A 26,224-nucleotide genomic window follows, 5' to 3' on the forward strand; every position below is an offset into this window, starting at 1 on the left:
GTTGCATTGAATGCAACCCGGTTGCATTGATTGTGACCTGTGGTCCAGGTCACGTCAAGGGGTTGCGAGGACTTCTTTGTCCCGGGCCGGGGAGAGGCCGAGCTCGGCGGAGATCTCCTGGGAGAGATCGGCCACGACCTGGTCGAACAGCAGCTGTCCCTTGACGGCGTCAGAGCCGTCGGGAGCGGACAGGCAGCCCGTGGCGGGCGTGCGGCCGGGGACGACGGGAAGGCGGTCGAAGCGGGGCAGGTCCGCCGGCGGGTGGCTCACGGCCCGGCCCATGTCCACGAGCTCCGGCCGGAGGTGGAGCATGAGGGACGTCTCCAGGACGCCCCCGTGCTCGATGTCCCAGCCGGGGAAGCCGTCCGGGTACACCGCGCCCAGGGTCGTGTCCGAGACGAAGTCCCAGTACGACAGCAACAGCACGCATTGCTCCGCATCGGATCCCAGGCCGAGGTCCCGCAGGGCGAGGTCCACGCCCTCATAGAGGAACTGGTAGTTCTCGTAGTGTCCGTTGAGGATCACCAGGTTCTGGATGCCCTGGCCCAGGAATCCGGTCACGAGGTTCCGCGTCATGGCCACGAGGGCCTCCGCGTCCAGGCTGACGGTCCCGGGCAGGTGGTTGCCGCCGCCGGACTTCTGCTGCGACTTGTAGCCGTAGGTGAACGGCTCGGCGACCTTCGCGCCGGTCTGGCGGCCCACGGCCTCGGCGATCGTGGTGGACAGGGTCGCGTCGGTGCCCAGGGGCAGGTGTGGTCCGTGCTGTTCGAACGCGCCGGCCGGCAGGATCACCGTGGCGTGCCCGGAGGTGACCCAGTCCCGGTAGGTGTGGGCGTCCAGGTGCGCCAGGCGGACGGCACCGGAGGAGGTGGTGGTGATGGTCATGAGTGGGCGTCCCTTCCATTGGGGCGGGGGTGGTTGAGGTCCTGGGCGGGGACGTAGGTCCCGGGTCCGACGCCCCGCCGCGGGTCGGCGCGCGGGACGCCGTGCTCGTCGCAGTGCTCGTCCTCGGGCCGGTGTTCGGGGTCGTTGATGTCCTTCTCGAGCTGGCGCGTCTCGGCGTCCCGGGCCCGCAGGCGCCGGATGAGGTTGACGATCATCAGCACGATGACGAAGGAGAACGGGAAGCCGCCGATGATCGTGCCGGTCTGGACCGTGTCCACCGCGTCGACGCCGCCGATGGAGAGCAGCACCAGGGCCACCGTGGCGATGCTCGCCACGAGGATCACGCGGAACCACGGGCCGGACTTCTTCGGGGCGGAGACGAACTCGGCCAGCGCGTAGGTGCCGGAGTCGAGGCTGGTGACGTAGTACGTGGCCACGAGGACGGTGGCCACGATGATCAGCAGGGTGCCGATCCACGGGATCATCTCCAGCATGGAGAACAGAGCCGATGAGGTGTCCTCGGCGGCGTCGGCGGAGATCTGTCCGGACTCGTTGTCGTAATGGATGCCGGCCGAGCCGATGACGGCCACCCACACCATGACGATCAGCGAGGGGATGATCGTCACCCCGAGCACGAACTCGCGGATGGTGCGCCCGCGGGAGATGCGGGCGATGAACCCGGCGACGAAGGGGGAGAAGGCGATGACCCAGCACCAGATGAACACGGTCCACCAGCCGTTCCAGCTGTCCTGCCAGTCCGCGAGCGGGGCGCCGGAGGTCTCGGCGCCGGTCCAGAAGCTCATCGGCACGAAGTGGTAGAAGAAGGAGCCGAAGGTCTGGGACATGTTCGACAGGATGTAGACCGTCGGGCCGAAGACGAAGACGCCGACGACCAGCACGATGCTGAGGATCGAGTTGGCCTCACTGATCCGCTTCATCCCCTTGTTCACGCCCAGGAAGGCGGAGACGGCGGTCAGCCCGCCCAGGATCAGGATGATGACGGCCCAGGCCACGGGGCCGGCCTCGAACGGCAGGACCTGGGTGGCCCCGGAGGCGAACTGCATGGCCGCGAAGCCGAAGGAGGTGGCCAGGCCGAGGACGGTGGCGATGATGGCCAGCAGCTCCACCACGACGCCGGCCGGGCGCTGGACGCGCTTCGGCAGGATGTCCACGGTCGCCTCGCGGAACGTCAGGGTCTTGCCGAGGTTGTGGTGGGAGTACGCCAGGCAGACGGCCACGACGCAGTACATGGCCCAGGCGGTCAGGCCCCAGTGGAAGTAGGTCCAGACGATACCCCCCTCGCCGGGGTTGGCCCCGGTGGGGATGACCGGGGTCTCCTCGCGCAGGAGGATGGGCTCGGCCAGCGACCAGAAGATCAGGCCGATGCCCTGGCCGCACGCGAAGAGCATGGAGTACCAGGCGAACTTGCTGTGCTCGGGCCGGGCCTTGGGGCCGCCCAGCCGCACCCGGCCGATCCTGCTGACGCACAACCAGGCGCAGACGGCGACGGCGATCAGGGAGTAGGCCACGAACCACCACGTGAAACCGCCGGTGACGAAGGTCCGCAGCCTGTTGATCAGGTCGGCGGCACCCTCGGGGTTGGTGGTGACGGCCAGGACAGCGGCGATGATCAGCACCGGGGGGAGGATCATGATGATCGCCCGGTCCAGCGCAGGGATGACCCTGCCGCGGAACCGGGGGAGGTCGACCGTGCGCGGCCGGTCGGCCCCGTGGTGCTGTTCGGCCTGGTCGGGGGTCGTGGGAATCGGGTCGTCGACGCTGGTGGTCGTCTCTGTGGAGGAGTGGCGATGCTCGGACATGAGGCCCCTTGATCGGCCCGGCGCGAGACCGGGGGACGGTGGGTGGGTCGTGGCGCCTCGCCGGGGGCGTGGCGCTGTTGCACTTGAGGCAACTGAGTTGCATTGATCCTGACAGTGATGCGGATCACGGTCAAGGGGTGCACGCCGCCTTGAGGGCCCACGCTCAGGGGGGCGGGAGCGGTCACCGTGGGTGGGGGACGCGGTGCACACGCAGGCGGGCGGCCACCGCCGGTCGAAGGTCACCGGTCGATGGCCGCCCCCTGGGCGTTGCCCGCATCAGTCGCGGGTCACTCCGCTCACGGGACGGGGGCGGCGATCCGATCCGCGTCGGGCCGGTCGTCGGTGATCTCCGTGGTCGCGTCCACCGTGGCGTGCAGGAGGGGCTGCCGGTCCTGCGACGGGGCGGCGTCCGGGCCGGCGTCGCCGTCGGTGACTGCCATGGCGGCGTCCTGCCGCCGCGCGGCCTCCTCGTCGTCGATGTCCGCCTTCAGGCCGAGGGGGACGCCGGCGTCGATCCTGTCGCGGAAGCGCCGCAGGCCGAGGACGAAGTACAGGCCGGACGCGGTGACCGTGCCGGCCAGCCAGGAGAAGTCGACCCCTCCGACGGCGGCGGCGATGGGCCCCTGGAGGATGGGGAAGGAACCGTACATGCACATCCAGGTCATGATGATGCCGCCGGCGAAGGCGATCATCGCGGCCGGGTTGACGGCCTTGAGCACGGTGTTCTTCGGTGCCTGGAACAGGTAGGAGAAGTCCCGGTGGCGGCGCTCGAAGACGAAGTAGTGCACGGCCATGATGCCGCCCCACGTCGCGACCCAGGCGGCGATCGCGATGATCCAGTTGTGCAGCAGGTGGGCGAAGTCGGAGGCGAAGAGGAAGCCGATGACGGCGGACATCGACAGGCAGCCCACGATGATCGAGATCTTCTTGCGGGAGATGTTGATGTCCAGGGCCTGCACGGCCACGCCGAAGGTGTAGAGGTTGATGATGTTCGTGGCGATCGGCCCGTGGATGACGAGCAGGATCACGGGGACCGCCAGGACGCCGAAGCTGGAGACGATCAGCTCGCCGGGATCGGCGCTGCCGTTGCGGGTGGCGAGGCTGGCACCCAGCACGCCGAGCCAGACGACGGGGATGAACTGGCCGAGGACGCTGACCAGGTAGAGCTTCGACGGGCGGACGGTCTTGGAGACGAAGCGCGAGTAGTCCGGCGCGTAGGTGAACCAGCCGACGCCCCAGCCGATGCCGATGGCGGTCATGATGGAGGACATGGCGGCGATGCGGGGCATGCCCTCGAGCACCTCACCGGGCGGGCCCATGTAGGACCAGTCGATGTCCAGTTGCGTCCAGGCGACCACGGACATGGCGATCAGCACGAGGATGGTGGGCGGCATGGTCAGGCGCTCGAACTTGGAGATGGCCCCGTAGCCCCGGTAGCAGATGGCCACCTGGATCGCCATGATCAGTGCGGCCGTGCCGATCTTCCAGATCATGTTGGGCTGGGCCGGGTCCACCCAGCCGATCTGCCCGAGCATGGCCATGATGAGGTCGAGGATGACCCAGGTGTTGACCGCCGACCAGCCGATCGCGATGGTGGCCTGGATCGCCGCCGGGAGGTAGGCGCCCCGGCGCCCGAAGGCCCCGCGCGCCAGGAGCATCCCGGTGGCCCCGGTGCGCTGGCCGAGCAGGACGAAGAAGCCGAAGCCCAGCATGCCGATGACATTGCCGGCGATCAGGACGATCAGCGTGTCGGCCAGGCCCAGGCCCAACTGGATGCCGAGCGCGCCGAGGATCCAGTTGATGGGAGCGACGTTGGCGCCGGCCCAGATCCAGAACTGTCCGGACAGCTTCCGTGTCCGGTGCGCTTCCGGGATCGGCTGCAGGATCTCCTCGATGTCGCCGTGACCCTGGGACCCGTCTGCCGGGCCGGAGGTGGGAGTCGGCGTCAGGTCCTGGGACCTTGTCTGCACGCTCATATTTCGCTCGATTCAACGAAGGAAGGGGGAACGGTTCGAGCGTAGGGGTGATCCAGGTCACCTAGAATGGACAGTGTGTCTACTCCTTCGCCTGCCATCAGTGACGAAGTGTCGTCCCATTCCCTGCCCCTGCTCGGAGACCTCCTCCAGAACCCGGCCGTGACCGGGGCGGACCCGGTGGTTCGCCACGCCCCGCCGGGCGCGATGGCACGAGCCGTGCGCTGGGTGCATTCCAGCGAGGTGCTGGACATCGGCGGCCTGCTGCACGGGGGCGAGGTGCTGCTGACCGGTGGCACGGAGCTGCGCCGTCTGGACGGGGCCGGGCTCGCGGGGTACATGGCCTCCCTGTCGGCACGGGGCCTGGCCGCGTTGGTCGTGCAGACGGCCGGCTGGGAGCAGCGGGAGGTCGAGCCGCTGGTGACCGCCGCGACCGCGGCGGAGGTGGCGCTGATCGAATTCCGCCGGACCATCCCCTTCATCGACGTCACCGAGGCGGTCAACAGCGCCATCGTCACGCGCCACGCCCGTCGGCACACGCTGGTCGACGACCTCTCCCGGCGCATCGCCGAGCACATCTCCACGCGCGGGCCGGAACTGCCGCCCATCCTCGACCTGGTGGCCTCGGAACTGCGGGCCCGGGTCCGGCTCTTCGGGGTGCACCGGGGCGAGGACGACCTGATCGGGGAGGCCGGCACCACCGGCTCCCCGCCGGAGGGAACCGCGGAGGCGAACACCGCCGAGGCCGTCGTGATCGTCGCAGGCCATGTCGCCGCCCACCTCGTCATCGAGTCTGCCGTCGCCACCACCGACCTGCTGGAGGCGGCCGCCAACCGCCTCAGCGAGGTGTTGGCCCTGGCCCTGGCACCGACCTTCGGGCCGTCCGCCGACCAGCTGGCGGAGTCACGGTTGATGCTGGCGGTGCTGGAGGGGGCGCCCCGTGAGACGGTGCGCCGGCTCTGGGACGCCACCAGCCTTCCCCAGGGGCCGGCGTGCATGGTCTACGCCGTTCCCCTCGCACCCTCCACGGCCCACGAGGTCCTGCTGCGCCGGGTCGTGATCCGGGCCGCAGGATCGCCCTGGGCCCGGGGGCGGGCCCTGCTGGTCCCGCTGGGCGGGCAGGATGCACCCACTCGCCGTGCCGAGCTCTTCTCGTCGCTGGCCGACGCGCTGGGGACCCTCCCGGTGGTCTGTGCCGTGGGCCCGATCGTGTGGGAGGGCGCCGCTGCCGGCGAGTCCATGGCCGACGCCCTGGCACTCGTGGACGAGCACGCCGGCGGACCCGCCGTGATCGACTCCATGGAGTGGTTCGGCCGGCGGGTGCTGCGCCAGCTGGAGACCCTGGCATTCGTGGCCCGGCACGTGCAGTCGGCCCTGGGGAGGGTCATCTCCTGGGACGTCCGGAACGGGAGCAAGCTGGTGGAGACCCTGGCCTGCTGGCTGGACGCAGGATGCAACACCACGGTGGCGGCAGGCCGGATGCACGTGGAACGGCAGACGCTGCACAAGAGACTGTCCACGGCCTTCGAGCTCCTGGGCGGCGACCCGCGCCACGGCGGTGACCTGTGGTCCCTGCACGTGGCCGTGAAGGTGGTGGTGGCCGGCTCGACGGCCCCGGGGACCTAGGTCGCCCGGCCGGTACGACGACCCCCCGGAGGGCGCCGGACGCACCCGGGACGATACCCGGGCGCGACACCCGTCCAGACCTATCGCCGGCGGCATCGTTGTGGTTGGATCTGCTCGATCAGGCCCATACGCCATGGACCCTGACGGGACAACCCCACGGGAGGATCCCATGTCCCGCTCGACCCCGAGACCCCACCCCCCGCGCCGGGAAGGTGGCCCACGGTGAGTTCGCCACACCGGGAGGGCGCCGGGACGGAACCGTTCAACCGCAGGCTCGCGCTGCTGCTGGCGATGGCGATGTTCGTGCTCGTCGTCGACACCTCGATCATGAACGTGTCCATCTCCGCGGTGGTCCACGACATCGAGACGACCGTCAGCGGCCTGCAGTCGACGATCGCGCTCGAGGCGCTGGTGTCCGCGGCGTTCATCCTCATCGGCGGCAAGGTGGGTGACCTGATCGGCAGGAAGCGGGCCTACGTCATCGGGCTGGTCTTCTACGCGATCGGCGCCGTCGCGATGACCCTGGCCCAGGGCCTGCTCCCGATCATCGTCTTCTGGGCGGTGATCGGCGGCCTGGGGGCCTCGCTGCTGCTGCCCTCCATGCAGTCGCTGGTCCACGGCAACTTCGAGGGGGACGCCCAGAAGCGCGTCTATGCCCTGGTCGGCGCCTCGGCGGCGATCGCCGCAGCGGTCGGCCCGCTGCTGGGGGGCTTCATCACCACGTTCCTGTCCTGGCGGGTCGCCTTCCTGCTCGAGGCCCTCATCATCGCGGTCGTCCTGCTCGGCATCAAGGCCGTGCACGACGTCCCCTTCACGGGGCCCAGGACCCTGGACCTCTTCGGGTCGGTGCTGTCCATCGTGGGCATGGGCGGCATCGTGCTGGGGATCCTGGTCTGGCAGGAGGGCGGCGGTCCGGTCGGCGCGCTCCTGACGGTGGGGGCCGTCGGACTGGTCAGCCTGGTCTACTGGCTCAGGTCCCGCAAGCGCCACCACAGGCCGGCACTGCTGGACCCGGACCTGTTCCGCTCGGAGGGCTTCCGGTTCGGCGCCACGGGGCAGATGCTGCAGCAGGTCGCCCTCGGCGGCACCATGATCGTGCTGCCCATCTACCTGCAGATGGTCCTCGGGTACAACGCCCTGCTGTCCGGGTTGTCGATCGCGCCACTGTCCCTGACGATGTTCGCGGTCGCGATGCTCGCCGGGAAGTCCTCCAGGCTGCCCCGCCCGGCCGCCACCATCAGGTGGGGCTTCCTGCTCCTGGCCCTGGGACTGCTGGTGATCGTGCCCGTGGTGCCACGCGCCGATTCAGGATGGTGGCTGCTGCCTCCGCTGGTCATCGCGGGATGCGGTCTCGGGCTGTTGGTGTCCCAGCTCAACAACTACACCCTGTCGCCGATCTCCGACGAGCGGGTCAGCGAGGCGGCCAGTGTGAACTCCGCAGCCGGATCCTTCGGCCTGTCCTTCGGACTGGCCTTCGCCGGCGGCATCATGCTGGCGGCGCTGTCGATCATCTTCACCGGCATGGCGACGTCGAGCACCGTCCTGCCCCCGGAGGAGCAACAGCAGGTGGCCTACGTCCTCGAGAGCGACGCCCAGGTGATGAGCGACGCCCAGCTCGAGGAGCTCCTGGCCGGCCAGCCGCAGGAGTACGCCGACGAGATCATCCGCATCAATACCGACGCGCGCCCGATCGCCCTGCAGGTCGCCCTGCTCGTGCCGATCCTCGCCGGCCTGCTGGGACTGTTCAACGCGTTCCGCATGCAGCGCCTGCCGGATCCCGAGTCCACCGGCGGGGGAGGGGCCACGCTCCTGGGATGAGGATCGGGCCTAGAGTGCGGCGCGGACCATCTGCTCGAAATGGCCCACGTGGTCGGCGGCCAGTGACTCCGCGCCCTCCGCGTCACCGGCGAGAATGGCCCGGATCAGCCCACTGTGTTCCGTGATGTGCTCCTCGACGGCGGGGAGGCGGTCCAGGACCATGCACCAGATGCGGGTGGCGAGGTTGTCGAGGCGGGTCAGTGACTCCTGGAGATGGTGGTTGCCGGCCGCACGGTAGATGAGCCGGTGCACCTCGAGGTCGTACTCCATCAGCTCGCGCCGGGACCTGGTGCCGTCCAGTGCCTCGAGGCCCGCCGCGACATCCTGCAGCTCGGTCCGCACCTGGTCGTTGGTGTTCAGGGCCGCCTTGCGGGCCGCGAGGGGTTCGAGCAGCTGGCGCACCTCGGAGATCGCCGCCAGTTCCGTGATGTCCACCGCGGTGGCGAAGGTGCCCCGGCGGGGGAACGACGCCACGAGGTGGTCGATCTCGAGCCGCTTGAGCGCCTCGCGGACCGGCGTGCGGCCGAAGCCGAGCTCCTCGGCGAGCCGGGCCTCGTTGATCGGCTCTCCCGGGGCGATGTCCAGCATGATCAGCCGGTCCCGGATGGTCCGGTAGGCCTGTTCGGCCAGGGACAGGCCGCTGGGGGCGGTGTCGACCTGGGTGCTCATAAGGCTCCAATCCGTCATTTTCGCGAGAGGTCTTGACCTCGTGTGATCTCCATCATAGTCTGCGTTGCAGGTTGATATATCAGTTATCGACAATAGATCCACAAGAGCGAGGAGCAGACATGGCGCAGACCGCAGCGGCTACGCAGGTGCCGGTTGAGTTGACGTCGTCGTTGGCGGAGTTGGACCCGGAGATCGCCGGGCACATCGATGCGGAGCTGGCCCGTCAGCGTGAGGGCCTGGAGATGATCGCCTCGGAGAACCACACCGCCGCGGCGGTGATGCAGGCCCAGGGCTCGGTGCTGACGAACAAGTACGCCGAGGGGTACCCGGGCAAGCGGTACTACGGCGGGTGCGAGCACGTCGACGCGATCGAGACGATCGCGATCGAGCGGGTCAAGGCCCTGTTCGGGGCGCAGTTCGCCAACGTCCAGCCGCACTCCGGGGCCCAGGCCAACGCCTCGGTGATGCACGCGCTGATCCGGCCCGGGGACACCGTGCTGGGGTTGAACCTGGCCCACGGCGGGCACCTGACGCACGGGATGAAGATCAACTTCTCCGGCCGGCTCTACAACATCGTGGCCTACGGGGTCGACGAGCAGTCCTACGAGGTGGACATGGACCAGGTCGCGGCCCTGGCCCGGGAGCACTCCCCGAAGCTGATCGTGGCCGGCTGGTCGGCCTACCCCCGGCAGCTGGACTTCGCCCGGTTCCGGGCGATCGCCGACGAGGTCGGGGCGTACCTGATGGTGGACATGGCCCACTTCGCCGGGCTGGTGGCCACCGGGCTGCACCCGAGCCCGGTGCCCCACGCCCACGTGGTGACCTCCACCACCCACAAGACCCTGGCCGGCCCGCGCGGCGGGATCATCCTGACCAACGACGCCGAGATCGCCAAGAAGGTCAACTCCGCGGTGTTTCCGGGCCAGCAGGGCGGGCCGCTGGAGCACGTGATCGCCGGCAAGGCGGTGGCGTTCCAGATCGCCGCCGGGGAGTCCTTCCGGGACCGCCAGGCCCGCACCCTGGCCGGGGCCCGGATCCTGGCCGAGCGCCTGACCCGCCCGGACGTGGCCGAGCACGGGATCACCGTGCTCACCGGCGGCACCGACGTGCACCTGGTGCTGGTGGACCTGCGCGACTCCTCCCTGGACGGGCGCCAGGGTGAGGACCTGCTGGCGAAGGTCGAGATCACCATCAACCGCAACGCGGTCCCGTTCGACCCGCGCCCGCCGATGGTGACCTCCGGGCTGCGGATCGGCACCCCGGCCCTGGCCACCCGCGGCTTCGACGAGGCCGCCTTCACCGAGGTCGCCGAGATCATCGCCCAGACCCTGATCACCGGGGCCAGCGACACCGGCCCCGACGAGCAGACCCTGCACGGCCTGCGCGACCGCGTCCACGCCCTGGCCGCCGCCCACCCCCTCTACCCCAACCTCGACCCGATGGGAGCCTGACCATGGCTGATCTGCTGCCCGAGCACCCGGACTTCCTCTGGCGGAACCCGGAGCCCAAGAAGAGCTACGACGCCGTGATCGTCGGCGGCGGCGGCCATGGCCTGGCCACCGCGTACTACCTCGCCTCCCGGCACGGCATGACCAACATCGCCATCCTCGAACGGGGCTGGCTGGCCGGCGGGAACATGGCCCGCAACACCACGATCATCCGCTCCAACTACCTGTGGGACGAGTCCGCCGCCATCTACGAGCACTCCCTGAAGCTGTGGGAGGGCCTGCCCGAGGAACTGGACTACGACTTCCTGTTCTCCCAGCGCGGCGTGATGAACCTGGCGCACACCCTCCAGGACGTGCGCGAGTCCCAGCGCCGGGTCAACGCCAACGTCCTGAACGGGGTGGACGCCGAATGGCTCGACCCGAAGCAGGTCAAGGAGCTGTGCCCGATCATCAACATCGGGGACGACATCCGCTACCCCGTCATGGGCGCCACCTACCAGCCCCGCGCCGGCATCGCCAAGCACGACCACGTGGCCTGGGCCTTCGCCCGCAAGTGCGACGAGATGGGCGTGGACATCATCCAGAACTGCGAGGTGACCGGTTTCGTCAAGGACGGCAACCGCGTCGTCGGCGTGGAGACCACCCGCGGCCGCATCAACGCGGGCAAGGTGGGACTGGCAGCCGCCGGGCACTCCTCGGTCCTGGCCGACCTGGCGGGATTCCGCCTGCCGATCTCCTCGCACCCGCTGCAGGCGCTGGTCTCGGAACTGTTCGAACCGGTCCACCCGACCGTGGTGATGTCCAACCACGTGCACGTGTACGTCTCCCAGGCGCACAAGGGCGAACTGGTGATGGGTGCGGGCATCGACTCGTACAACGGCTACGGCCAGCGCGGTGCCTTCCACGTCGTGGAGGAGCAGCTGGCCGCGGCGGTGGAGCTGTTCCCGATCTTCGCCCGGGCGCACCTGCTGCGCACCTGGGGCGGCATCGTGGACACGACCTTCGACGCCTCGCCCATCGTGTCCACCACCCCGATCGACGAGCTCTACGTCAACTGTGGCTGGGGCACGGGCGGGTTCAAGGGCACCCCGGCATCCGGGTACACCTTCGCCCACACCATCGCCACCGGTGAGGCGCACCCGCTGAACGCCCCGTTCGCGCTGGAGCGCTTCGAGACCGGCCACCTCATCGACGAGCACGGCGCCGCCGCCGTGGCCCACTGACAGCTTCAGGAGCCTTCGACATGCTTTCCATTCCCTGCCCCGAGTGCGGGCCCCGAGACGAGATCGAATTCCACTACGGGGGCCAGGCGCACGTCGCCTACCCCGAGGATCCCCACAGCCTGGACGACCGTGGCTGGGCGGAGTACCTCTTCTACCGGGACAACCCCAAGGGCCTGTTCGCCGAGCGCTGGCAGCACGCCGCCGGATGCCGCAAGTGGTTCAACGCCCTGCGTGACACCCACACCTACGAGTTCGCCGCGACCTACCGCGTCGGCGAGCCCCGGCCCGACGTCGCCGACCCCCACCCGGGGGCGGCGCCGGCCGGTCCCTCCACCCCTTCCACCACCCCTTCGAGCCCCGCGGGAGGCACCCTGTGAGCAGCGCACGACTGGACGCCGATCGGGCCCCCGGTCATTCCATCGACCGGACCCGCACCATCACCTTCTCCGTGGACGGCCAGGACTACACCGGTCACCACGGTGACACCCTCGCCAGCGCCCTCGTGGCCGCCGGCCGCCTCGACTGCGGCCCGTCCATGTACCTCGGCCGGCCCCGCGGCATCCTCGCTGCCGGCGTGGAGGAGCCCAACGCCCTGGTGACGGTCTCCGCCCGGTTCCCCGGTCACGTGGACGAGTCCATGCTGCCGGCGACCACGGTGGGCCTCACGGAGGGCCTCCGGGCCGGTTACCTGTCCGGCCTGGGCACGCTCGACCCGGGACGCGACGAGGCGGTCTACGACCACAAGTACGTGCACACGGACGTGCTGGTCGTCGGCGCCGGCCCGGCCGGACTGGCCGCGGCCCGCGAGGCGGCCCGGACCGGTGCGCGCACCATCCTGATGGACGACCAGCCCACGGCCGGCGGGTCGTTGCTGTCCGGCAGGGACGAGACCATCGACGGCGTCGACGCCCGTCAGTGGGCCCAGGACACCCTGACGGAGCTGGCCGGTGCGGAGGACTTCACCTACCTGCCGCGCACCACCGCCTTCGGCAGCTACGACGCCAACTTCGTCGTCGCCGTCCAGCACCGCACCGACCACCTCGAGCCGCGCGAGCGCCCGGGCGTGTCCCGGCAGCGGATCTGGCACGTGCGCGCCTCCCAGGTGGTGCTGGCCACCGGCGCCCACGAGCGCCCGCTGGTGTTCGCCAACAACGACCGCCCGGGCATCATGCTCGCCGGTGCCGTCCGCAGCTACCTGAACCGGTACGCGGCCGCCGCCGGCACCAACGTGGCGGTCGCCACCACCAACGACTCCGCCTACCTCCTCGTGCAGGACCTGCACGCCGCGGGCATCGGCGTCACCGCCGTGGTGGACTCCCGCCCGGATGCCTCGACCACCGCCCTGGAGGTCCTCGAGGCCACCGGCGTGCGGGGCATCTTCGGCGCCGCGGTGGTGGACACCGAGGGCGAGGGGCCGGCCGGCCGCATCAGCGGCATCACCGTGGCCCAGATCGACGAGTCCGGTGCCATCGCCGGCACGCCCGAGCGCCTCGAGACCGACCTGCTCGCCGTGGCCGGCGGGTTCACGCCGGTGGTCCACCTGCACAGCCAGCGCCAGGGCCGGTTGCACTGGAACGCCGAGATCGCCGGCTTCGTGCCGTCCGCCCCCGTCGCCGACCAGCACGTGGCCGGTGCGGTGACCGGTGAGTACACCCTGGCCGGTGCCCTGTCCCAGGGTGCCCAGGCCGGCGGCCTGGCCGCCGACCGCACTGGCTTCGGTGCAACGGTCCGGGTACCCGAGGCGCCGTCGTCGGAGTACGGATCGGTGCGCTCGCTGTGGCTGGTGCCGGCCCTGGAGGGCGAGCCGCGGGAGTGGCGTACGCACTTCGTGGACCTGCAGCGTGACCAGACCGTGGCCGACGTGCTGCGCGCCACCGGGGCCGGGATGCGCTCGGTGGAGCACGTCAAGCGCTACACCTCCATCTCCACGGCGAACGACCAGGGCAAGACCTCCGGGGTCAACGCGATCGGCGTGATCGCCGCCGCCCTGAACGAGTCGGACCTGGGCGAGGTCGGCAACACCACCTTCCGGGCGCCGTTCACACCGGTGGCCTTCGCCGCCGTCGCCGGACGCCGCCGCGGTGAGCTGTTCGATCCCGCCCGCCTGACCTCGATCCACCCGTGGCACGTGGCGAACGGGGCCCTGTTCGAGGACGTGGGCCAGTGGAAGCGGCCCTGGTACTTCCCGAAGGACGGGGAGGACATGGACGCGGCCGTGCTGCGCGAGTGCGCCGCCGTGCGCGAGTCCGTCGGCTTCATGGACGGGACCACGCTGGGCAAGATCGAGATCCGTGGCGGGGACGCCGGTGAATTCCTCAACCGCATCTACACCAACGGCTTCAAGAAGCTGAAGGTCGGCATGGGCCGCTACGGGCTGATGTGCACCGCGGACGGCATGCTCTTCGACGACGGCGTGACCATGCGCCTGGCCGAGGACCGGTTCTTCATGACCACCACGACCGGTGGCGCCGCCAAGGTGCTGGACTGGCTCGAGGAATGGCACCAGACCGAGTGGCCGGAACTGGACGTGGTGTTCACCTCGGTGACCGAGCAGTGGAGCACGATCGCCGTCGTGGGGCCGAAGTCCCGCGCCGTGGTCGCGAAGCTGGCCCCGGAGCTGGACGTCTCCAACGAGGCGTTCCCGTTCATGGCGTTCCGCGAGACCACCCTGGCCAACGGGACCCCGGCGCGGATCTGCCGGATCTCGTTCTCCGGTGAGCTCGCCTTCGAGATCAACGTCGAGGCGTTCTACGGGTTGTCCACGTGGGAGGCCGTGGCGGAGGCCGGTGCGGAGTTCGACATCACCCCGTACGGCACCGAGACCATGCACGTCCTGCGCGCCGAGAAGGGACTCATCATCATCGGCCAGGACACCGACGGCACGGTGACCCCGCAGGACGCCGGCATGGAGTGGGCCGTCTCGAAGCTCAAGGACTTCGTGGGCAAGCGCTCCTACTCCCGGCCCTACGCGGCCCGGGAGGACCGCCGGCACCTGGTGGGCGTGCTGCCCGTGGACCGCACCACGCGGCTCGCGGAAGGCGCCCAGCTGGTGGCCGCGGACACCCCCATCACCCCCGACGCCGGCCCGGTCCCGATGATCGGGCACGTCACCTCCTCCTACAACTCGGCCGCCCTGGGCCGGCCGTTCGGCCTGGCCCTCGTGGACAACGGCCGCAACCGGTTCGGCGAGATCGTGAAGTCCCCGCTCGGGGACGGATCCGTGGATGTCGAGATCACCTCACCCGTCCTGTTTGACCCTGAAGGGAGCCGTCGCGATGGCTGAGAACACCATGACGATCGACCAGTCCCAGGCATCCGGCCAGGTGGCCGCAGGCCTCCGCCGGACCCCGGCCGCACACCTGGCCGCCGAGATGGCCCAGGTGGGTGAACGCTCCCAGGGCGCAGTGTCCGTGCGCGAGCTGGCCTTCCCGGTGCAGCTGGGGCTGCGCGCCCGGCCGAACTCCGCCTCGGCCACCGCGTTGGAGGGCGTGCTCGGGGTGTCCCTGCCCACCGGACACGGACAGGTCACCGGAGACCCGGACGGCCTGCACGTGGTGTGGCTGTCCCCGGACGAGTTCCTCGCCGTGGACGTCTCCCGGGAGCAGGTGCCCGGCGAGGGGCGCGAGCTGGAGGACGCGCTGGAGGGCCTGCCCGGTCAGGCGGTGGACATCTCGGCCAACCGCAGCGTCCTGGACCTGCGTGGTCCGAGGGTGCGCGAGGTCCTGGAGAAGGGGTGCCACGCCGACCTGCACCCCCGGTCGTTCGGGGTGGGCACCGCCATCGCCACCCAGCTCGGGCCGGTGCCGGTGGTCCTGCACCGCTACGCGGACAGTGGATACCGGGTCTACCCCCGTGCCTCCTTCGCCGACTACCTCGTACGCTGGGTGCTGGATGCCGCCGAGGAGTTCTGCCATGAGGAGGTTCTGTGACCCTGAGCGTGCTTGACCTGTTCTCCATCGGGCTGGGGCCGTCGTCGTCCCACACCGTGGGACCCATGCGTGCCGCCCGCATCTTCGTGGGCGGCCTGGCGGAGAGCGGGACGCTGGAGTCCGTGGCCCGTGTCCAGGGAGAGCTGTTCGGCTCCCTGGCGGCCACGGGCATCGGGCACGGTTCGGATGCCGCGGTCGTGCTGGGGCTGGCCGGCCGGGACCCCGAGACGATCGAGGCGGACGAGGCTCCGCGCGTCGTCCTCGAGGCCATCGAGACCGGCCGGCTGGCCCTCAACGGCACCCACGAGGTCGACTTCGACAAGGACCGGGACGTGGTGCTGCACCGCGGCCAGTCCCTGCCCGGCCACCCCAACGGCATGCGCGTCTCCGCGTATGACGCCGCCGGCGGCCTGGTCGCCTCGCAGGAGTACTACTCCGTGGGCGGCGGCTTCGTGGTGACGGCCGAGGACCTGGGCACGCCGGAACCGGAGGACCAGGACAACCCGGAGCCGTACCCGTTCGCCGACGCGGCCGAGCTGCTGCAGCGATGCCGGGAGTCCGGCAAGTCCATCGCCGAGGTGATGCTCGCGAACGAACTGACCCGGCACAGTGAGGACGAGGTCCGTTCGTCCCTGCTCCACGTGTGGGCGGTCATGAGGGAGTGCGTGGAGAACGGGTGCGGCCGCACCGAGGAGACCCTGCCCGGTGGGCTGCAGGCCCGGCGCCGGGCGCCCGGGTTGCTCCGCCGGCTCCAGGAGCAGGAGGCGGCGGGGGATGACAAGGACACCCTCTGGGCCATGGAGTGGGTCAACCTGTTCGCACTGGCCGTCAACGAGGAGAACGCCTCGGGCGGCCGGGTGGTCACCGCCCCGACCAACGGGGCGGCGGGCATCATCCCCGCCGTGCTGCACTACTTCGACCGGTTCCGGGAGTGCGACGACGACGCCGTCGTGGACTTCCTGCTCACCGCCGGGGCGATCGGGACGCTGTTCAAGCGCAACGCCTCGATCTCCGGCGCGGAGGTCGGCTGCCAGGGCGAGGTCGGCTCGGCCTGCTCGATGGCGGCGGCCGGCCTGTGCGCGGTGCTCGGCGGCACGCCCGAGCAGGTCGAGAACGCGGCGGAGATCGGCCTGGAGCACAACCTGGGCCTGACCTGCGACCCGATCGCCGGACTGGTCCAGATCCCCTGCATCGAGCGCAACGCGATCGCCTCGGTCAAGGCCATCAACGCGGCCCGGCTGGCCCTGGTGGGGGACGGTTCGCACCGGGTCACCCTGGACGAGGCGATCAACACCATGCGGGAGACCGGACGGGACATGATGTCCAAGTACAAGGAGACCTCCCGCGGCGGCCTGGCCGTGAACGTGGCCGTCAACATCCCGGAGTGCTGAGGTGGGCTGACCGTCCTCCCGCTCCCGGCGTCCCGCGCCCCCGGCGTCCCGGCGTCGCCCCCGGTGGATCCCTGCGGGATCCCTGCACCAGGGGCGGCCCCGGGACCACCGGGGGCGCCCGGCGTTGAACGGGTCTCGCGGATCGTTGACAAAAGTGTTGCCCAGATCACACCTCAATACCTATGCTGAGAGGTATTGGCGGCCGGGTGATCGTTGCCGACGGCCGGACGACGCGAGGAGACAGTCATGACCGAGAAGAAGACCCTGCAGGACGTGCTGGACGCGGCCGGGAACCCCGTGGACCACATGCGCAACGTGAAGACCGGCGCGTACATATACCCGGTGGTGGCCCCGGAGTTCACCAACTGGCGCGACGAGGTGGGCGCCTGGCGCGACTCCGCCGTCATGTTCGACCAGACCCACCACATGGACAACCTGATCATCCGGGGCAGGGACGCCCACCGGCTGCTGTCCACAGTGGCCATCAACTCGCTGGAGAACTTCCCGGTCGACCGGGCCAAGCAGATCGTCCCGGTCACCCCGGCCGGCCACGTCATCGGCGACGGCATCCTGTTCCATGACGAGCAGGACCAGTACACCTATGTGGGCCGCGCCCCGGTCACGGACTGGATCACCTTCCACGCCGAGACCGGTGGCTACGACGTCGAGCTCACCGTGGACCGGCGCTCGCCGTCCCGACCGATGGGCAAGGCCGTCACCCGCGAGTTCTGGCGCCTGCAGATCCAGGGCCCCCGCGCGTGGGACGTGATCGAGAAGGTCAACGGCGGACCCGTCGAGCAGCTGAAGTTCTTCCACATGAGCTCCATGAACGTGGGTGGCACGCAGGTGCGCACGCTGCGTCACGGCATGGCCGGCGCCCCGGGGCTGGAGCTGTGGGGCCCGTACGAGGACTACGACCGTGTCCGCGAGGTGTTCATGGAGGCCGGTGAGGAGTTCGGCCTCACCGCCGTGGGCGCCCGGGCGTACTCCTCCAACACCCTGGAGTCCGGCTGGATCCCGTCCCCGCTGCCGGCCATCTACTCCGGGGACGGCATGCTCGCCGAGTACCGGCGGTGGCTCGGTGCGGACTCCTACGAGGCGATGAACACGATCGCCGGCTCCTTCGTCTCCGAGGACATCGAGGACTACTACACCACCCCGTTCGAACTGGGCTACGGCAACTTCATCAAGTACGACCACGACTTCATCGGCCGCGAGGCCCTGGAGCAGATGGACCAGTCCGCCCAGCGCCACAAGGTCACCCTGGCCTGGGACGACGAGGACATGGCGCGCATCCACGCCTCGATGTACGGCAAGGGCGAGCTGCCCTACAAGTTCTTCGACCTGCCCAACGCCAACTACGGCTCGTCCAACTTCGACGCCGTGGTGGACGAGTCCGGCAGGGTGGTGGGGCTGTCCATGTTCACCGGGTACTCGTTCAACGAGCGCACCGCGCTCTCCCTCGCGGTGGTGGACCCGGACGTGCAGGTCGGGGACCGGCTGAAGGTCGTGTGGGGTGAGCCCGACGGCGGTTCCGGCAAGACCACCGTGGAACGCCACCGGCAGATCGAGGTCAACGTGACCGTCTCCCCGGTGCCCTACTCCTCCGAGGTCCGCGAGAACTACGAGGGGTCCTGGCGCAAGGTGGGGGCCGTCTGACCGGCGCCCGTCCCTGAGGCAGCGCCACGGCGGCCCCGCGAGCCCTCCGGTCGCGGGGCCGCCGTGCGCCTGCCGCGCCCCGCACGCGAGGGTCCCGGAGCCGCGCCCCGGGCCCGCCTCACCCGCAGGCGGCGCAGTACGCCAGGCGCGCGAGCTCGCGGGAGATGTTGCGGGCCGTCGTGGTGACCGGGGGGATCAGCTGGTGGGAGGTGAAGCGGTCCTTCTGCACGGTGATGCCGACGGCCGCGACGACCTTGCCGTGGGAGTCGACGATCGGTGCCGCGACGGCCATGACGCCGGTGGCGATCTGGTCGTAGGCGACGGCGACGCCGCGCTGCCGGATCTCGGCCAGCAGCTGACGCAATTCGTGCTGGTCCGTGACCGTGAAGGGTGAGTACGACTCCAGGGGCCGGTCGAGGGCGAGGTCCTGCTCGTAGGGGTCGGCGGCCGCCATCAGGACCCGCCCGGTCGCGGTGGCGTGGCGCGGCCACCGGCCCCCAAAGCGGCTGTCCACGTCCGCCCCGCCGGGTGCCTTGAGCGACTCGAGGTAGAGGACGTCGTGCCCGACGGACACGGACAGGTGGACGTTGGCACGGGTCGCGTGGTGCAGGCCATGGAGGTAGGGATACGCGGCCGACTTGAGCGCCAGGCGGTGCTGCGCGAGGGAGCCGAGCTCCAGGATCTTCAGGCCCACCGTGTACTGCCCGCTGGCCTGCCGTTCCAGCGCACCCCAGTCGGTGAGTTCCCCGACCAGCCGGTGGGCCGTCGGCAGCGTGAGTCCCGCCAGCCGGGCGATCTCGCTGAGGGTGAGGCTGTCGTTGCGGTCGGAGAAGGCGTCCAGGATCGCCAGGACGCGGCCGGCCGCTGTCATCTTTTCGGATACCGCAGAGGTCATGATCTCACCGTGTCCACCATCGCATCATCGTATTCAACGAATAACTATCTTGATAGGTATTTCTGTCGCGCGGGCCGTCGTCGTCCCGAGGACCCCCGTGGGCCCGCGCGGCTGCCGATGAGGACCGGCAGCAGGGCCCTCATCGATCCTCCGCGGGCCAGGCCGCGCACCGTCCCCCAGGCGAAGGCGGCGTTCTCGACCACCCGCAGGGCCAGCAGGGGAAGGTCGGCCGGATGGCGCAGGCGCAGGGCCAGGTCCACGGCGACGCCACGCACCAGGAGGCGCCGCGCCCGTCGCGAGGACGGTGCTGCCAGGACCAGGGGCCAGAACCAGTAGCGGGCCACCAGGGCCGAGCTCTGCTCCAGGTTGGCCCGGAGCCCGGCGGCGGCCAGGCGCAGCACGGACCGCGGCGGCAGGCCCAATGGGGCCAGGCGGCCGCGCAACCGGAGCGCGGTCACGGCGAACACGCCCGGGGGGATGGCGGTGGACCATCCCGCGGGGGCGACGAGGCAGGCGGCGACCACCAGTCCGCCCACCGTGTACCGGGCCGGGGCCAGGAGGGGGCCGTGCCGCCGGGCGAGGGGACCGGAGCTCTCGCCGTAGCCCGCATGCTGGCGGCACCAGGCGCGCAGGCCGGGCCGGCTCGCGTGCCGCACCACGACCTCCGGGACGTAGCGGACCCACCAGCCCCGGTCCACCAGCCGCCAGGCCAGGTCGACGTCCTCGCCGACGCGCAGGGTCTCGTCGAATCCGCCCCGGAGGACCTCCGTCCGGGCCACCCAGCAGGCGGTGGGGACGTAGGAGACCCGGCGGCCCGGTCCGACGAGGCCGGGCACCGTCCCGAGGTCCAGGGCACCCCACCTCTGGTCGTAGCGCACCACGGGATGGGCTGCCGGCGTGGAGTGCGCGCGGACCCGGGGTGCGACGGCGGCCACCAGCGGGTCCGCCAGCTCGGCGAGCAACCGGCGCAGATCCGCCGGCCCGAGGGTCACGTCGGAGTCCACCAACGCCACGTAGGGGGTGGACACCGTCGCGATCCCGGCCGTGCGGGCGCCGGCCGGCCCCCGGTTGGCCGGCAGCCTCAGCAGGCGGGCCCCGTGGGCCCGGACGACCCGGTCGATCGACCGCGGGTCCGCGGAGGCGTCGTCGACCACCAGCACGGGGGGACCCGGGGCGGCCCGGTCGTCACGGGCGCGGGGGGCCAAGGCGCGGAGCAGGCGGTCCAGTCCGGCCGGGCGGTCCCTCACGGGGACCACGACCGTGAGGTCCTCCAGGGCCGGTGCCGCGGGGAGCCGATCCGGCCAGGGCACGGCCATGTCCAGTTCCATCAGCCGGCGCACGACCCCGGTGCCGACGTCCTCGCCCACGCGCACCGAGTCACCCTCCAGCAGCGCACGCACCGACGGGCTCATCCTGGCCACGGCGGGCCGGAGGGACGATTCCAGGACGCCGTGACGGTGGTGCCGCGCGGTCAGGCGCACGCGGAACCCCTCCGGCAGGGGGGTCTCGGAGGGCGCGGACACGGTCATCGCACGAGACGCCCGCCCTGGCCCACCCGGCCCTGCACCAGCCGCTCCTGCACCGTCGAGCACAACCGGTCGAACAGATCGTCACCGGCCGCCGCCGTCGCCGTGGTCGGGTCCCCGAGCACCCCGTTGGGGGAGACGGCGGCGACACCATGCTCCCGCAGCCGGGGCATGAGGTCCCCGACCGGATCGGTCCGGCCGCGTTCACGCGCCCGGTGGTGCACCTGGCCCGGGCGCAACCGCAGCATCAGCGAGGTCTCGGTGTGCCCGGCATGGGCGTCCGCTCCGGCCAGCTCCATGCCGGTCCACGCCGCGTCCCGGCCCTCTGACGCCAACAGTCCGCACGCCTCGATGAGGGAGGGGACGTTGCCGCCGTGTCCCGTGACGAACCGGACGCCCCGCGTCCAGCGGGTGGCGGACCGCACCAGTTCCACGAGGTACCCGACGAGCTGGGCCCGCCCGATGGACACGGTGCCGGCGAAGCCCTCATGCTCGCCGCTGCATCCGAACGGGATGAGCGGCCCCAGGACCCAGTCCGGTCCGAGCCGCGGGGCGACGCGCCGGCAGACCTCCCCCGCGATCACGTTGTCCGTGCCGAGGGGCAGGTGCGGGCCGTGCTGCTCCACCGATCCCAGCGGCACCAGCAGCATCGGCGACCCTCCCGACTCCGCGGACGTGCGCGCCTCGAGGCCGACGGCCCCGGTGGGCGTCGCGGTCGACGGCATCGCCCGTGCGGAGGGGGTGGTCACAGCGAGAGGGCGAAGTCGTCCGGCACCACGAGGTGCTCCGGGCCCAGGTCGTGGATGGACCCGACGCCCATGCCGGTCAGGGAGGCCTCGATGCCCGAGCGCATCAGGTCCAGGACGTTCTCCACGCCGGAGGAGCCGTTGGCGGCCAGGCCCCAGAGGTAGGCGCGGCCGATCATGACGGCGCGGGCACCGAGGGCCACGGCCTTCACCACGTCGGAACCGCGGCGCACCCCACCGTCGAGCAGGACCTCCACCTCGTCGCCGACGGCCTCGGCGATGGCCGGCAGCATGCGGATGGCGGCCGGCGTGCTGTCCAGGTTGTTGCCGCCGTGGTTGGACACGGAGATCGCGGTGGCGCCGGCGTCGACCGCCCGCCGGGCCTCCTCGACCTGCATGACGCCCTTGACCATGGTCGGACCACCCCACTCGCGGATGATCCACTCGATGTCCTGCCACGTGGGAGGCTGCGTCTGCAGCCATTCACCGTAGGCGCCGAAGAACGTCGGGCCGAGCTGGCCCGGATCGACCAGGTTGGGCACGGTGAGGTCCGGGATCCCGCCGTTGGCGAGGAAGGACGCCAGCCACCGGGGCCTGGTCACCACCGAGGGCGCCAGCCGCAGGGCGGAGCGCAGGTCGATCCGCTCGGGGATCTCCGGGCTGCCCCAGTCGCGCCCCACGGAGAAGGACCAGTCCGTGGTGAGGATCAGGCCCTTGGCCCCGGCCTGCCGGGCCCGCTCGATGCGCCGGACCATGTCCTCGCGCGAACCGGTCCAGTACACCTGGAAGAACAGGTCCGGATTGGTGGCGATCACCTGCTCGATCGGCTTGCTCGCGAACGAGCTCAACCCCATCGCCGTGCCGCGGTTCCGGGCGGCCTGCGCCACCGCGACCTCACCGTCGGGGTGCACGGCCTGCACCCCGGTGGGGGAGATCATCACCGGCATCGAGAGGTCGACGCCCATGACGGAGGTGGCCAGGTCATGCCCCCTCGTCTGGCCGACCGTCACCGGTCGCAGGCCGAGGCGGGAGAAGGCGGCGACGTTCTCCGTGACCGTCACACCGGCCTCGGACCCCGCGAGCAGCGCCGAGTAGACCGGCGAGGGCAGCTGCTTGCGTGCCCGCCGCTGCGCCTCGCTCACCGTCTCGAACCAGGGGTTCTTGGTCCAGGGGGTCGAAAGCCGTGTTGCCATGGTTCTCCTGCTTGCGGGTCTGGTGCGCGTTCAGCGCAGGGTGGGGGCCGGCTGGAACCCGGCGAGGGGGCTCTCGGCACAGGCCGAGACCGGCGGGGCATCGGGCCGTCGGCGCTGCAGCTGTACCAGGACCGGTTCGTTGCGCGTGGCGAACGGCCGGGAGTGGTCCTGGCTCGCCGGGGGGACGGATCGCTGTCCCAGCAGGGCGGTCTCGCTGTGGCCCAGGACGCACTCCGGATCGGGGCCGTCCATGGGCAGGCCGGTGAAGAACTTGGCCGCCATGCACCCGCCGCGGCACGAGTCGAAGAAGGGGCACGACGAACAGGCCCCGGCGGACTGGGGGTTCCGCAACTCCCGGAACAGTCCGGAGTCGCGCCAGACACCGGCGAACCCGCCCTCACCGAGCACGTTGCCGGCAAGGAACTCGTCGTGGATGGCGAAGGGGCAGGCGTAGACGTCACCGATGGGGTCGATGAGGCACACCACCCGGCCGGCGCCGCAGAGGTTCAGCCCGGGCAGCGGGCCACCGAGTGGGGCCAGGTGGAAGAAGGAGTCCCCGGTGAGCACGTCCTCACCGTGGGCCACCAGCCACCGGTAGAGCTCCTGCTGCTGCTCGGGCAGCACGTGCAGCTCGTCCCAGACGTCCGCCCCGCGTCCGGAGGGGCGCAGCCGGGTGAGCCTCAGGGTGGCACCGTAGCGGTCCGCGATCGCCTTGAACTCGTCCAGCTGGCCCACGTTCTGGCGGGTGACCACCACCGAGACCTTGGCGTCCCGGAACCCTGCCTCGTGCAGGTTGGCCAGCGCGCGCAGCGCCGTGTCGTAGGAGCCCGGGCCACGGATGTAGTCGTTGACCTCCGCGGTGGCGCCGTCCAGGGACACCTGGACGTCCACGTAGTCCGTGGCGGCCAGGCGGCGGGCGTTCTCCGGGGTGATCCGCACGCCGTTGGTGGAGAACTTGACGCCGACCTGGTGGGCGACGGCGTAGTCCACCAGGTGCCAGAAGTCCGGTCTCACGGTGGGTTCGCCTCCACCGATGTTGACGTAGAACACCCCCATCCGCTGCAGTTCGTCGATGACGGCCTCGCACTGCTCGGTGGTCAGCTCCCGGGGGTCGCGGCGTCCGGAGGAGGACAGGCAGTGGGCGCAGGACAGGTTGCAGGCGTAGGTCAGCTCCCAGGTCAGGCAGATCGGGGCGTCCAGTCCCTGCTCGAAGTGGTCGACCAGCCGGTTCTGAGGCCGGCGGTCCAGGGCCGGTGCGGTCATGGGGTGTCTCTTTCCTCGGGCCCGCCCTCGGGCAGGGCGTGGTCGGTCAGCATCCGGATGCGCTGCAGGTGGTGCAGCACCTGCAACAACGGTCCGCGCTCCTCGGCGGGAACCCCGGCCCGGTCCATGCAGTCCCCGACCGTCGTCGTGCCGTCCATCAGGCGGACCACGTGGGTCAGCCGGGGGGACTTCAGGAACATCAGCGTGCGCGTGCGGAAGTCGTACAGCAGGGCCCCGAAGCGCTCGGGGCGGACGGACACGCTGCGTGCCAGGCACGGGCTGGCGGTCACGTCCAGGGCGGGAGCGGCCTGGACCGGGGTGGACATCAGTACACCCCGCACATGCCGTCGATCGAGACCTCCTCGATCAGCTCGCCGAGGGTGTCGGCCGGGGTCTCGTCGGCGGGCTGGACGTCGTCCTGGTGCTGGGGTGCCATCGGGGATGCCATGGGATGTGACCTCTCTGGGATCGTTCGCCGGGCGGCGACGGGACCGGAAGGACGCCGGTGGGGGGCTGTGCGCCCTCTCCGCCCTGGTGCCTATCGCCATAGGGGCTGATCGCCCTGACCTCGATGTTAGGGAGATCACATCCGGAGCCCAAGGGTGGCTTCCGCGTGATGGAAGCCTCCCGGTGGCGTGGTGCTCCGAGACCGGGTGTCCGTACCCCTCAGGGTCGCCATGTGCGTGCCCACCAGCGCCGCCGTGGAGGCCGGCCCGCGGCTGGGCACGTCCGGGAGCACGGAGGTGTCCACGATGCGCAGCCCCTCCACCCCGTGGACGCGGCCCTGCTGGTCGGTGACGCTGCCGGGGCTCTCGGGCGGCCCCATGGGTGCCGTCCCCGCGGTGTGCACGGCCGTGCCCAGGTTCCGGGCCATCCAGGAGTCCAGGGCGGCATCATTCGCAGGCAGCAGATCCTCCAGGCGGCCGGCGTCCAGGAGGTCTCCCAGCGGACCGGACCTCAGGAGCGCATGGGTCGTCCTGAGTCCGGTGCGCAGGCGGGCGCGGTCATGCTCGGTGGAGAGGTGGCGGTGCCGGATCCGCAGCGGTCGGCGTGGGTCCGCGGACTCCAGGGTGAGGTCCCCCCGGCTCTCCGGTCGCTGCAATGCGACGATCACGGCCAGGTCACCCGACTCATCGGGGGCCCCGGCCAGCGCGCCGAAGGAGCGCAGCATGGGCAGGACCTCGACGTCTCCGGGCGTGGCCGTGGACTCACCGGACAGGTGCAGTGCCCACCCGAAGAGCAGGCGGTCGGGATTCGGCACCGGACGGCGCAGCGGGACGGTCACCATCAGGTCCGGATGGTCGCTGAAGGAGGCGCCGACCCCGGGGGAGTCCACGGCCACGGGCACCCCGGCCCGGCGCAGCGCGGTCGCCGGGCCGATCCCGGAGAGCATGAGCAGATGGGGGGTGGCGAGCGGACCGGCAGCCAGGACCACCTCGTCACAGTGGACGCGAACCGGCTGTCCGTCGCGTTCGGCCTCCACCCCCACGGCCCGGTTCCCGTCCAGGAGGATCGTCCGCACGGTGGTGTCACCCCAGGCGGTGATGTGTCCCTCCCGCAGGGCCGGCAACAGGTGGGTCAGTCCCGTGTTCATGCGCACGCCGTCGCGGACGTTGAGCGGCAGCGGTCCATGCCCCTCGGCCACGGCGGGGTCGTTCAGGTCGGTCACCGGTGCGAATCCCAGGTCGTCCGCAGCCTCGGAGAAAGCCTGCGCCACCGGGGAACGGTCGAGGCGGGCCCGGCTGACCGGCACGGGACCGGCCGATCCGTGGACCACCGTTCCCGGGCGGGCACCGCCCCGCCCGGTGTCTCCGAAGTCCGTGTCGTCCTCCAGGGTGCGCAGCACCGGCACCACCCGTTCCGGGGCCCAATCGGGGTTGCCGGCGGCGGACCAGCGGTCCAGGTCCGTGAGGCGGGGCCAGACGAAGTAGGCGCCGTTCACGGCGGTGCATCCGCCGGCACCGGCGCCCCGGCCGATGTCCGCCGGGGTGCCGGGTGCCAGTTCCGCCGGGAACCAGCTGGTGTGCGCGCCGCGTCCGGCCACGGTCGGCAGGGCCGCCGCGTCGAGAACCTCCGGCGGGAAACCGGACGCGTCCCGCGGGACCGGGCCCGCCTCCAGCACCAGCACCCGTGCCCCGGTCAGGGCGGCCGCGCGGGCGG

21 protein-coding genes are annotated in these 26,224 nt (G+C 71.0%); 9 read left to right on the forward strand and 12 right to left on the reverse strand.

Going from position 1 to position 26,224, the window contains the following annotated elements; genetic code table 11:
* Positions 1 to 54: 54 nt before the first annotated feature.
* The 3 genes from GGQ69_RS15280 to GGQ69_RS15290 form a co-directional block, all read right to left on the reverse strand.
* Complete coding sequence (locus GGQ69_RS15280) at positions 55 to 885, reverse strand: creatininase (RefSeq protein WP_183530104.1); 831 nt, start codon at positions 883 to 885, stop codon at positions 55 to 57.
* The gene (locus GGQ69_RS15285; protein ID WP_183530106.1) at positions 882 to 2,705 is read right to left on the reverse strand and encodes a BCCT family transporter; all 1,824 of its coding nucleotides are present in this window, start codon (positions 2,703 to 2,705) and stop codon (positions 882 to 884) included. Before GGQ69_RS15285 ends, GGQ69_RS15280 begins: the two co-directional genes overlap by 4 nt.
* A gap of 296 nt (positions 2,706 to 3,001) precedes the next feature.
* Positions 3,002 to 4,681, reverse strand: a complete 1,680-nt coding sequence (locus GGQ69_RS15290) for a cytosine permease (RefSeq protein WP_183530107.1) — start codon at positions 4,679 to 4,681, stop codon at positions 3,002 to 3,004.
* A gap of 108 nt (positions 4,682 to 4,789) precedes the next feature.
* Between GGQ69_RS15290 and GGQ69_RS15295 the strand changes: the two genes are divergently transcribed.
* Both GGQ69_RS15295 and GGQ69_RS15300 read left to right on the forward strand, forming a co-directional pair.
* A complete protein-coding gene (locus tag GGQ69_RS15295) occupies positions 4,790 to 6,304 on the forward strand; it encodes a PucR family transcriptional regulator (RefSeq protein WP_183530109.1) in 1,515 nt (504 codons plus the stop codon).
* Between the two features lie 291 nt (positions 6,305 to 6,595).
* On the forward strand, positions 6,596 to 8,122 hold the full coding sequence (locus GGQ69_RS15300) for an MFS transporter (protein ID WP_183530141.1): 1,527 nt from the start codon (positions 6,596 to 6,598) through the stop codon (positions 8,120 to 8,122).
* A 9-nt stretch (positions 8,123 to 8,131) separates the two neighbouring features.
* Here the strand turns inward: GGQ69_RS15300 and GGQ69_RS15305 are convergent, their stop codons facing one another.
* Entirely contained in the window at positions 8,132 to 8,791 is a 660-nt protein-coding gene (locus GGQ69_RS15305; protein WP_183530111.1) for a GntR family transcriptional regulator, read from the reverse strand.
* 119 nt (positions 8,792 to 8,910) lie between these two features.
* Here GGQ69_RS15305 and glyA point away from each other — a divergent pair, with 119 nt between their 5' ends.
* The 7 genes from glyA (at position 8,911) to GGQ69_RS15340 (ending at position 18,441) form a co-directional block, all read left to right on the forward strand.
* Complete coding sequence (glyA, locus tag GGQ69_RS15310; RefSeq protein WP_183530113.1) at positions 8,911 to 10,242, forward strand: serine hydroxymethyltransferase; 1,332 nt, start codon at positions 8,911 to 8,913, stop codon at positions 10,240 to 10,242.
* 2 nt (positions 10,243 to 10,244) lie between these two features.
* The gene (locus GGQ69_RS15315; RefSeq protein WP_183530115.1) at positions 10,245 to 11,462 is read left to right on the forward strand and encodes a sarcosine oxidase subunit beta family protein; all 1,218 of its coding nucleotides are present in this window, start codon (positions 10,245 to 10,247) and stop codon (positions 11,460 to 11,462) included.
* A gap of 20 nt (positions 11,463 to 11,482) precedes the next feature.
* Positions 11,483 to 11,839, forward strand: a complete 357-nt coding sequence (locus GGQ69_RS15320) for a sarcosine oxidase subunit delta (protein ID WP_183530117.1) — start codon at positions 11,483 to 11,485, stop codon at positions 11,837 to 11,839.
* Positions 11,836 to 14,745, forward strand: a complete 2,910-nt coding sequence (locus tag GGQ69_RS15325) for a sarcosine oxidase subunit alpha family protein (protein ID WP_183530119.1) — start codon at positions 11,836 to 11,838, stop codon at positions 14,743 to 14,745. The genes GGQ69_RS15320 and GGQ69_RS15325 overlap by 4 nt, the downstream gene beginning before the upstream one ends.
* Positions 14,738 to 15,391, forward strand: coding sequence for a sarcosine oxidase subunit gamma (locus tag GGQ69_RS15330; protein WP_183530121.1), 654 nt, complete (start codon positions 14,738 to 14,740; stop codon positions 15,389 to 15,391). Before GGQ69_RS15325 ends, GGQ69_RS15330 begins: the two co-directional genes overlap by 8 nt.
* The gene (locus GGQ69_RS15335) at positions 15,388 to 16,782 is read left to right on the forward strand and encodes an L-serine ammonia-lyase (RefSeq protein WP_183530123.1); all 1,395 of its coding nucleotides are present in this window, start codon (positions 15,388 to 15,390) and stop codon (positions 16,780 to 16,782) included. Before GGQ69_RS15330 ends, GGQ69_RS15335 begins: the two co-directional genes overlap by 4 nt.
* Positions 16,783 to 17,028: 246 nt before the next feature.
* The gene (locus GGQ69_RS15340) at positions 17,029 to 18,441 is read left to right on the forward strand and encodes an aminomethyl transferase family protein (RefSeq protein ID WP_183530126.1); all 1,413 of its coding nucleotides are present in this window, start codon (positions 17,029 to 17,031) and stop codon (positions 18,439 to 18,441) included.
* A gap of 118 nt (positions 18,442 to 18,559) precedes the next feature.
* Here the strand turns inward: GGQ69_RS15340 and GGQ69_RS15345 are convergent, their stop codons facing one another.
* From GGQ69_RS15345 to GGQ69_RS15380, 8 genes are all read right to left on the reverse strand, one after another.
* Positions 18,560 to 19,336 (reverse strand): IclR family transcriptional regulator, encoded by a 777-nt coding sequence (locus GGQ69_RS15345; RefSeq protein WP_221243871.1) that lies wholly within the window; start codon positions 19,334 to 19,336, stop codon positions 18,560 to 18,562.
* Positions 19,337 to 19,380: 44 nt separating this feature from the next.
* Positions 19,381 to 20,865 carry a glycosyltransferase gene (locus GGQ69_RS15350; protein WP_183530127.1) on the reverse strand — a complete coding sequence of 495 codons (1,485 nt, stop codon included), beginning with the start codon at positions 20,863 to 20,865 and terminating at the stop codon, positions 19,381 to 19,383.
* The gene (mftE, locus tag GGQ69_RS15355) at positions 20,862 to 21,611 is read right to left on the reverse strand and encodes a mycofactocin biosynthesis peptidyl-dipeptidase MftE (RefSeq protein ID WP_221243872.1); all 750 of its coding nucleotides are present in this window, start codon (positions 21,609 to 21,611) and stop codon (positions 20,862 to 20,864) included. The genes GGQ69_RS15350 and mftE overlap by 4 nt, the downstream gene beginning before the upstream one ends.
* Entirely contained in the window at positions 21,608 to 22,801 is a 1,194-nt protein-coding gene (mftD, locus tag GGQ69_RS15360) for a pre-mycofactocin synthase MftD (protein WP_183530129.1), read from the reverse strand. The genes mftE and mftD overlap by 4 nt, the downstream gene beginning before the upstream one ends.
* A gap of 30 nt (positions 22,802 to 22,831) precedes the next feature.
* Positions 22,832 to 24,064 (reverse strand): mycofactocin radical SAM maturase, encoded by a 1,233-nt coding sequence (gene mftC / locus GGQ69_RS15365; RefSeq protein WP_183530131.1) that lies wholly within the window; start codon positions 24,062 to 24,064, stop codon positions 22,832 to 22,834.
* Positions 24,061 to 24,390, reverse strand: a complete 330-nt coding sequence (mftB, locus tag GGQ69_RS15370) for a mycofactocin biosynthesis chaperone MftB (protein WP_183530133.1) — start codon at positions 24,388 to 24,390, stop codon at positions 24,061 to 24,063. Before mftB ends, mftC begins: the two co-directional genes overlap by 4 nt.
* Entirely contained in the window at positions 24,390 to 24,512 is a 123-nt protein-coding gene (mftA, locus tag GGQ69_RS15375; protein ID WP_221243873.1) for a mycofactocin precursor MftA, read from the reverse strand. The genes mftB and mftA overlap by 1 nt, the downstream gene beginning before the upstream one ends.
* Before the next feature lie 135 nt (positions 24,513 to 24,647).
* On the reverse strand, positions 24,648 to 26,224 hold a 1,577-nt coding region (locus GGQ69_RS15380; RefSeq protein WP_183530135.1), incomplete at its 5' end, for a GMC family oxidoreductase N-terminal domain-containing protein.

The sequence above is a fragment of the Micrococcus sp. TA1 genome (genome assembly GCF_014199555.1).
In the GTDB taxonomy this organism is placed as follows: Bacteria; Actinomycetota; Actinomycetes; order Actinomycetales; family Micrococcaceae; genus Citricoccus.

Excerpts from the sequence above, each read along its gene's own strand:
- GGQ69_RS15315 (WP_183530115.1), top strand. The coding sequence starts at position 10,245 with ATGGCTGATCTGCTGCCCGAGCACCCGGACTTCCTCTGGCGGAACCCG.
- mftA (WP_221243873.1), bottom strand. The coding sequence starts at position 24,512 with ATGGCATCCCCGATGGCACCCCAGCACCAGGACGACGTCCAGCCCGCC.
- GGQ69_RS15290 (WP_183530107.1), bottom strand. The coding sequence starts at position 4,681 with ATGAGCGTGCAGACAAGGTCCCAGGACCTGACGCCGACTCCCACCTCC.
- GGQ69_RS15350 (WP_183530127.1), bottom strand. The coding sequence starts at position 20,865 with ATGACCGTGTCCGCGCCCTCCGAGACCCCCCTGCCGGAGGGGTTCCGC.
- mftD (WP_183530129.1), bottom strand. The coding sequence starts at position 22,801 with ATGGCAACACGGCTTTCGACCCCCTGGACCAAGAACCCCTGGTTCGAG.
- mftB (WP_183530133.1), bottom strand. The coding sequence starts at position 24,390 with ATGTCCACCCCGGTCCAGGCCGCTCCCGCCCTGGACGTGACCGCCAGC.
- glyA (WP_183530113.1), top strand. The coding sequence starts at position 8,911 with ATGGCGCAGACCGCAGCGGCTACGCAGGTGCCGGTTGAGTTGACGTCG.
- GGQ69_RS15345 (WP_221243871.1), bottom strand. The coding sequence starts at position 19,336 with ATGACCTCTGCGGTATCCGAAAAGATGACAGCGGCCGGCCGCGTCCTG.
- GGQ69_RS15330 (WP_183530121.1), top strand. The coding sequence starts at position 14,738 with ATGGCTGAGAACACCATGACGATCGACCAGTCCCAGGCATCCGGCCAG.
- mftC (WP_183530131.1), bottom strand. The coding sequence starts at position 24,064 with ATGACCGCACCGGCCCTGGACCGCCGGCCTCAGAACCGGCTGGTCGAC.
- GGQ69_RS15340 (WP_183530126.1), top strand. The coding sequence starts at position 17,029 with ATGACCGAGAAGAAGACCCTGCAGGACGTGCTGGACGCGGCCGGGAAC.
- GGQ69_RS15320 (WP_183530117.1), top strand. The coding sequence starts at position 11,483 with ATGCTTTCCATTCCCTGCCCCGAGTGCGGGCCCCGAGACGAGATCGAA.
- GGQ69_RS15280 (WP_183530104.1), bottom strand. The coding sequence starts at position 885 with ATGACCATCACCACCACCTCCTCCGGTGCCGTCCGCCTGGCGCACCTG.
- GGQ69_RS15285 (WP_183530106.1), bottom strand. The coding sequence starts at position 2,705 with ATGTCCGAGCATCGCCACTCCTCCACAGAGACGACCACCAGCGTCGAC.
- GGQ69_RS15300 (WP_183530141.1), top strand. The coding sequence starts at position 6,596 with ATGGCGATGTTCGTGCTCGTCGTCGACACCTCGATCATGAACGTGTCC.
- GGQ69_RS15305 (WP_183530111.1), bottom strand. The coding sequence starts at position 8,791 with ATGAGCACCCAGGTCGACACCGCCCCCAGCGGCCTGTCCCTGGCCGAA.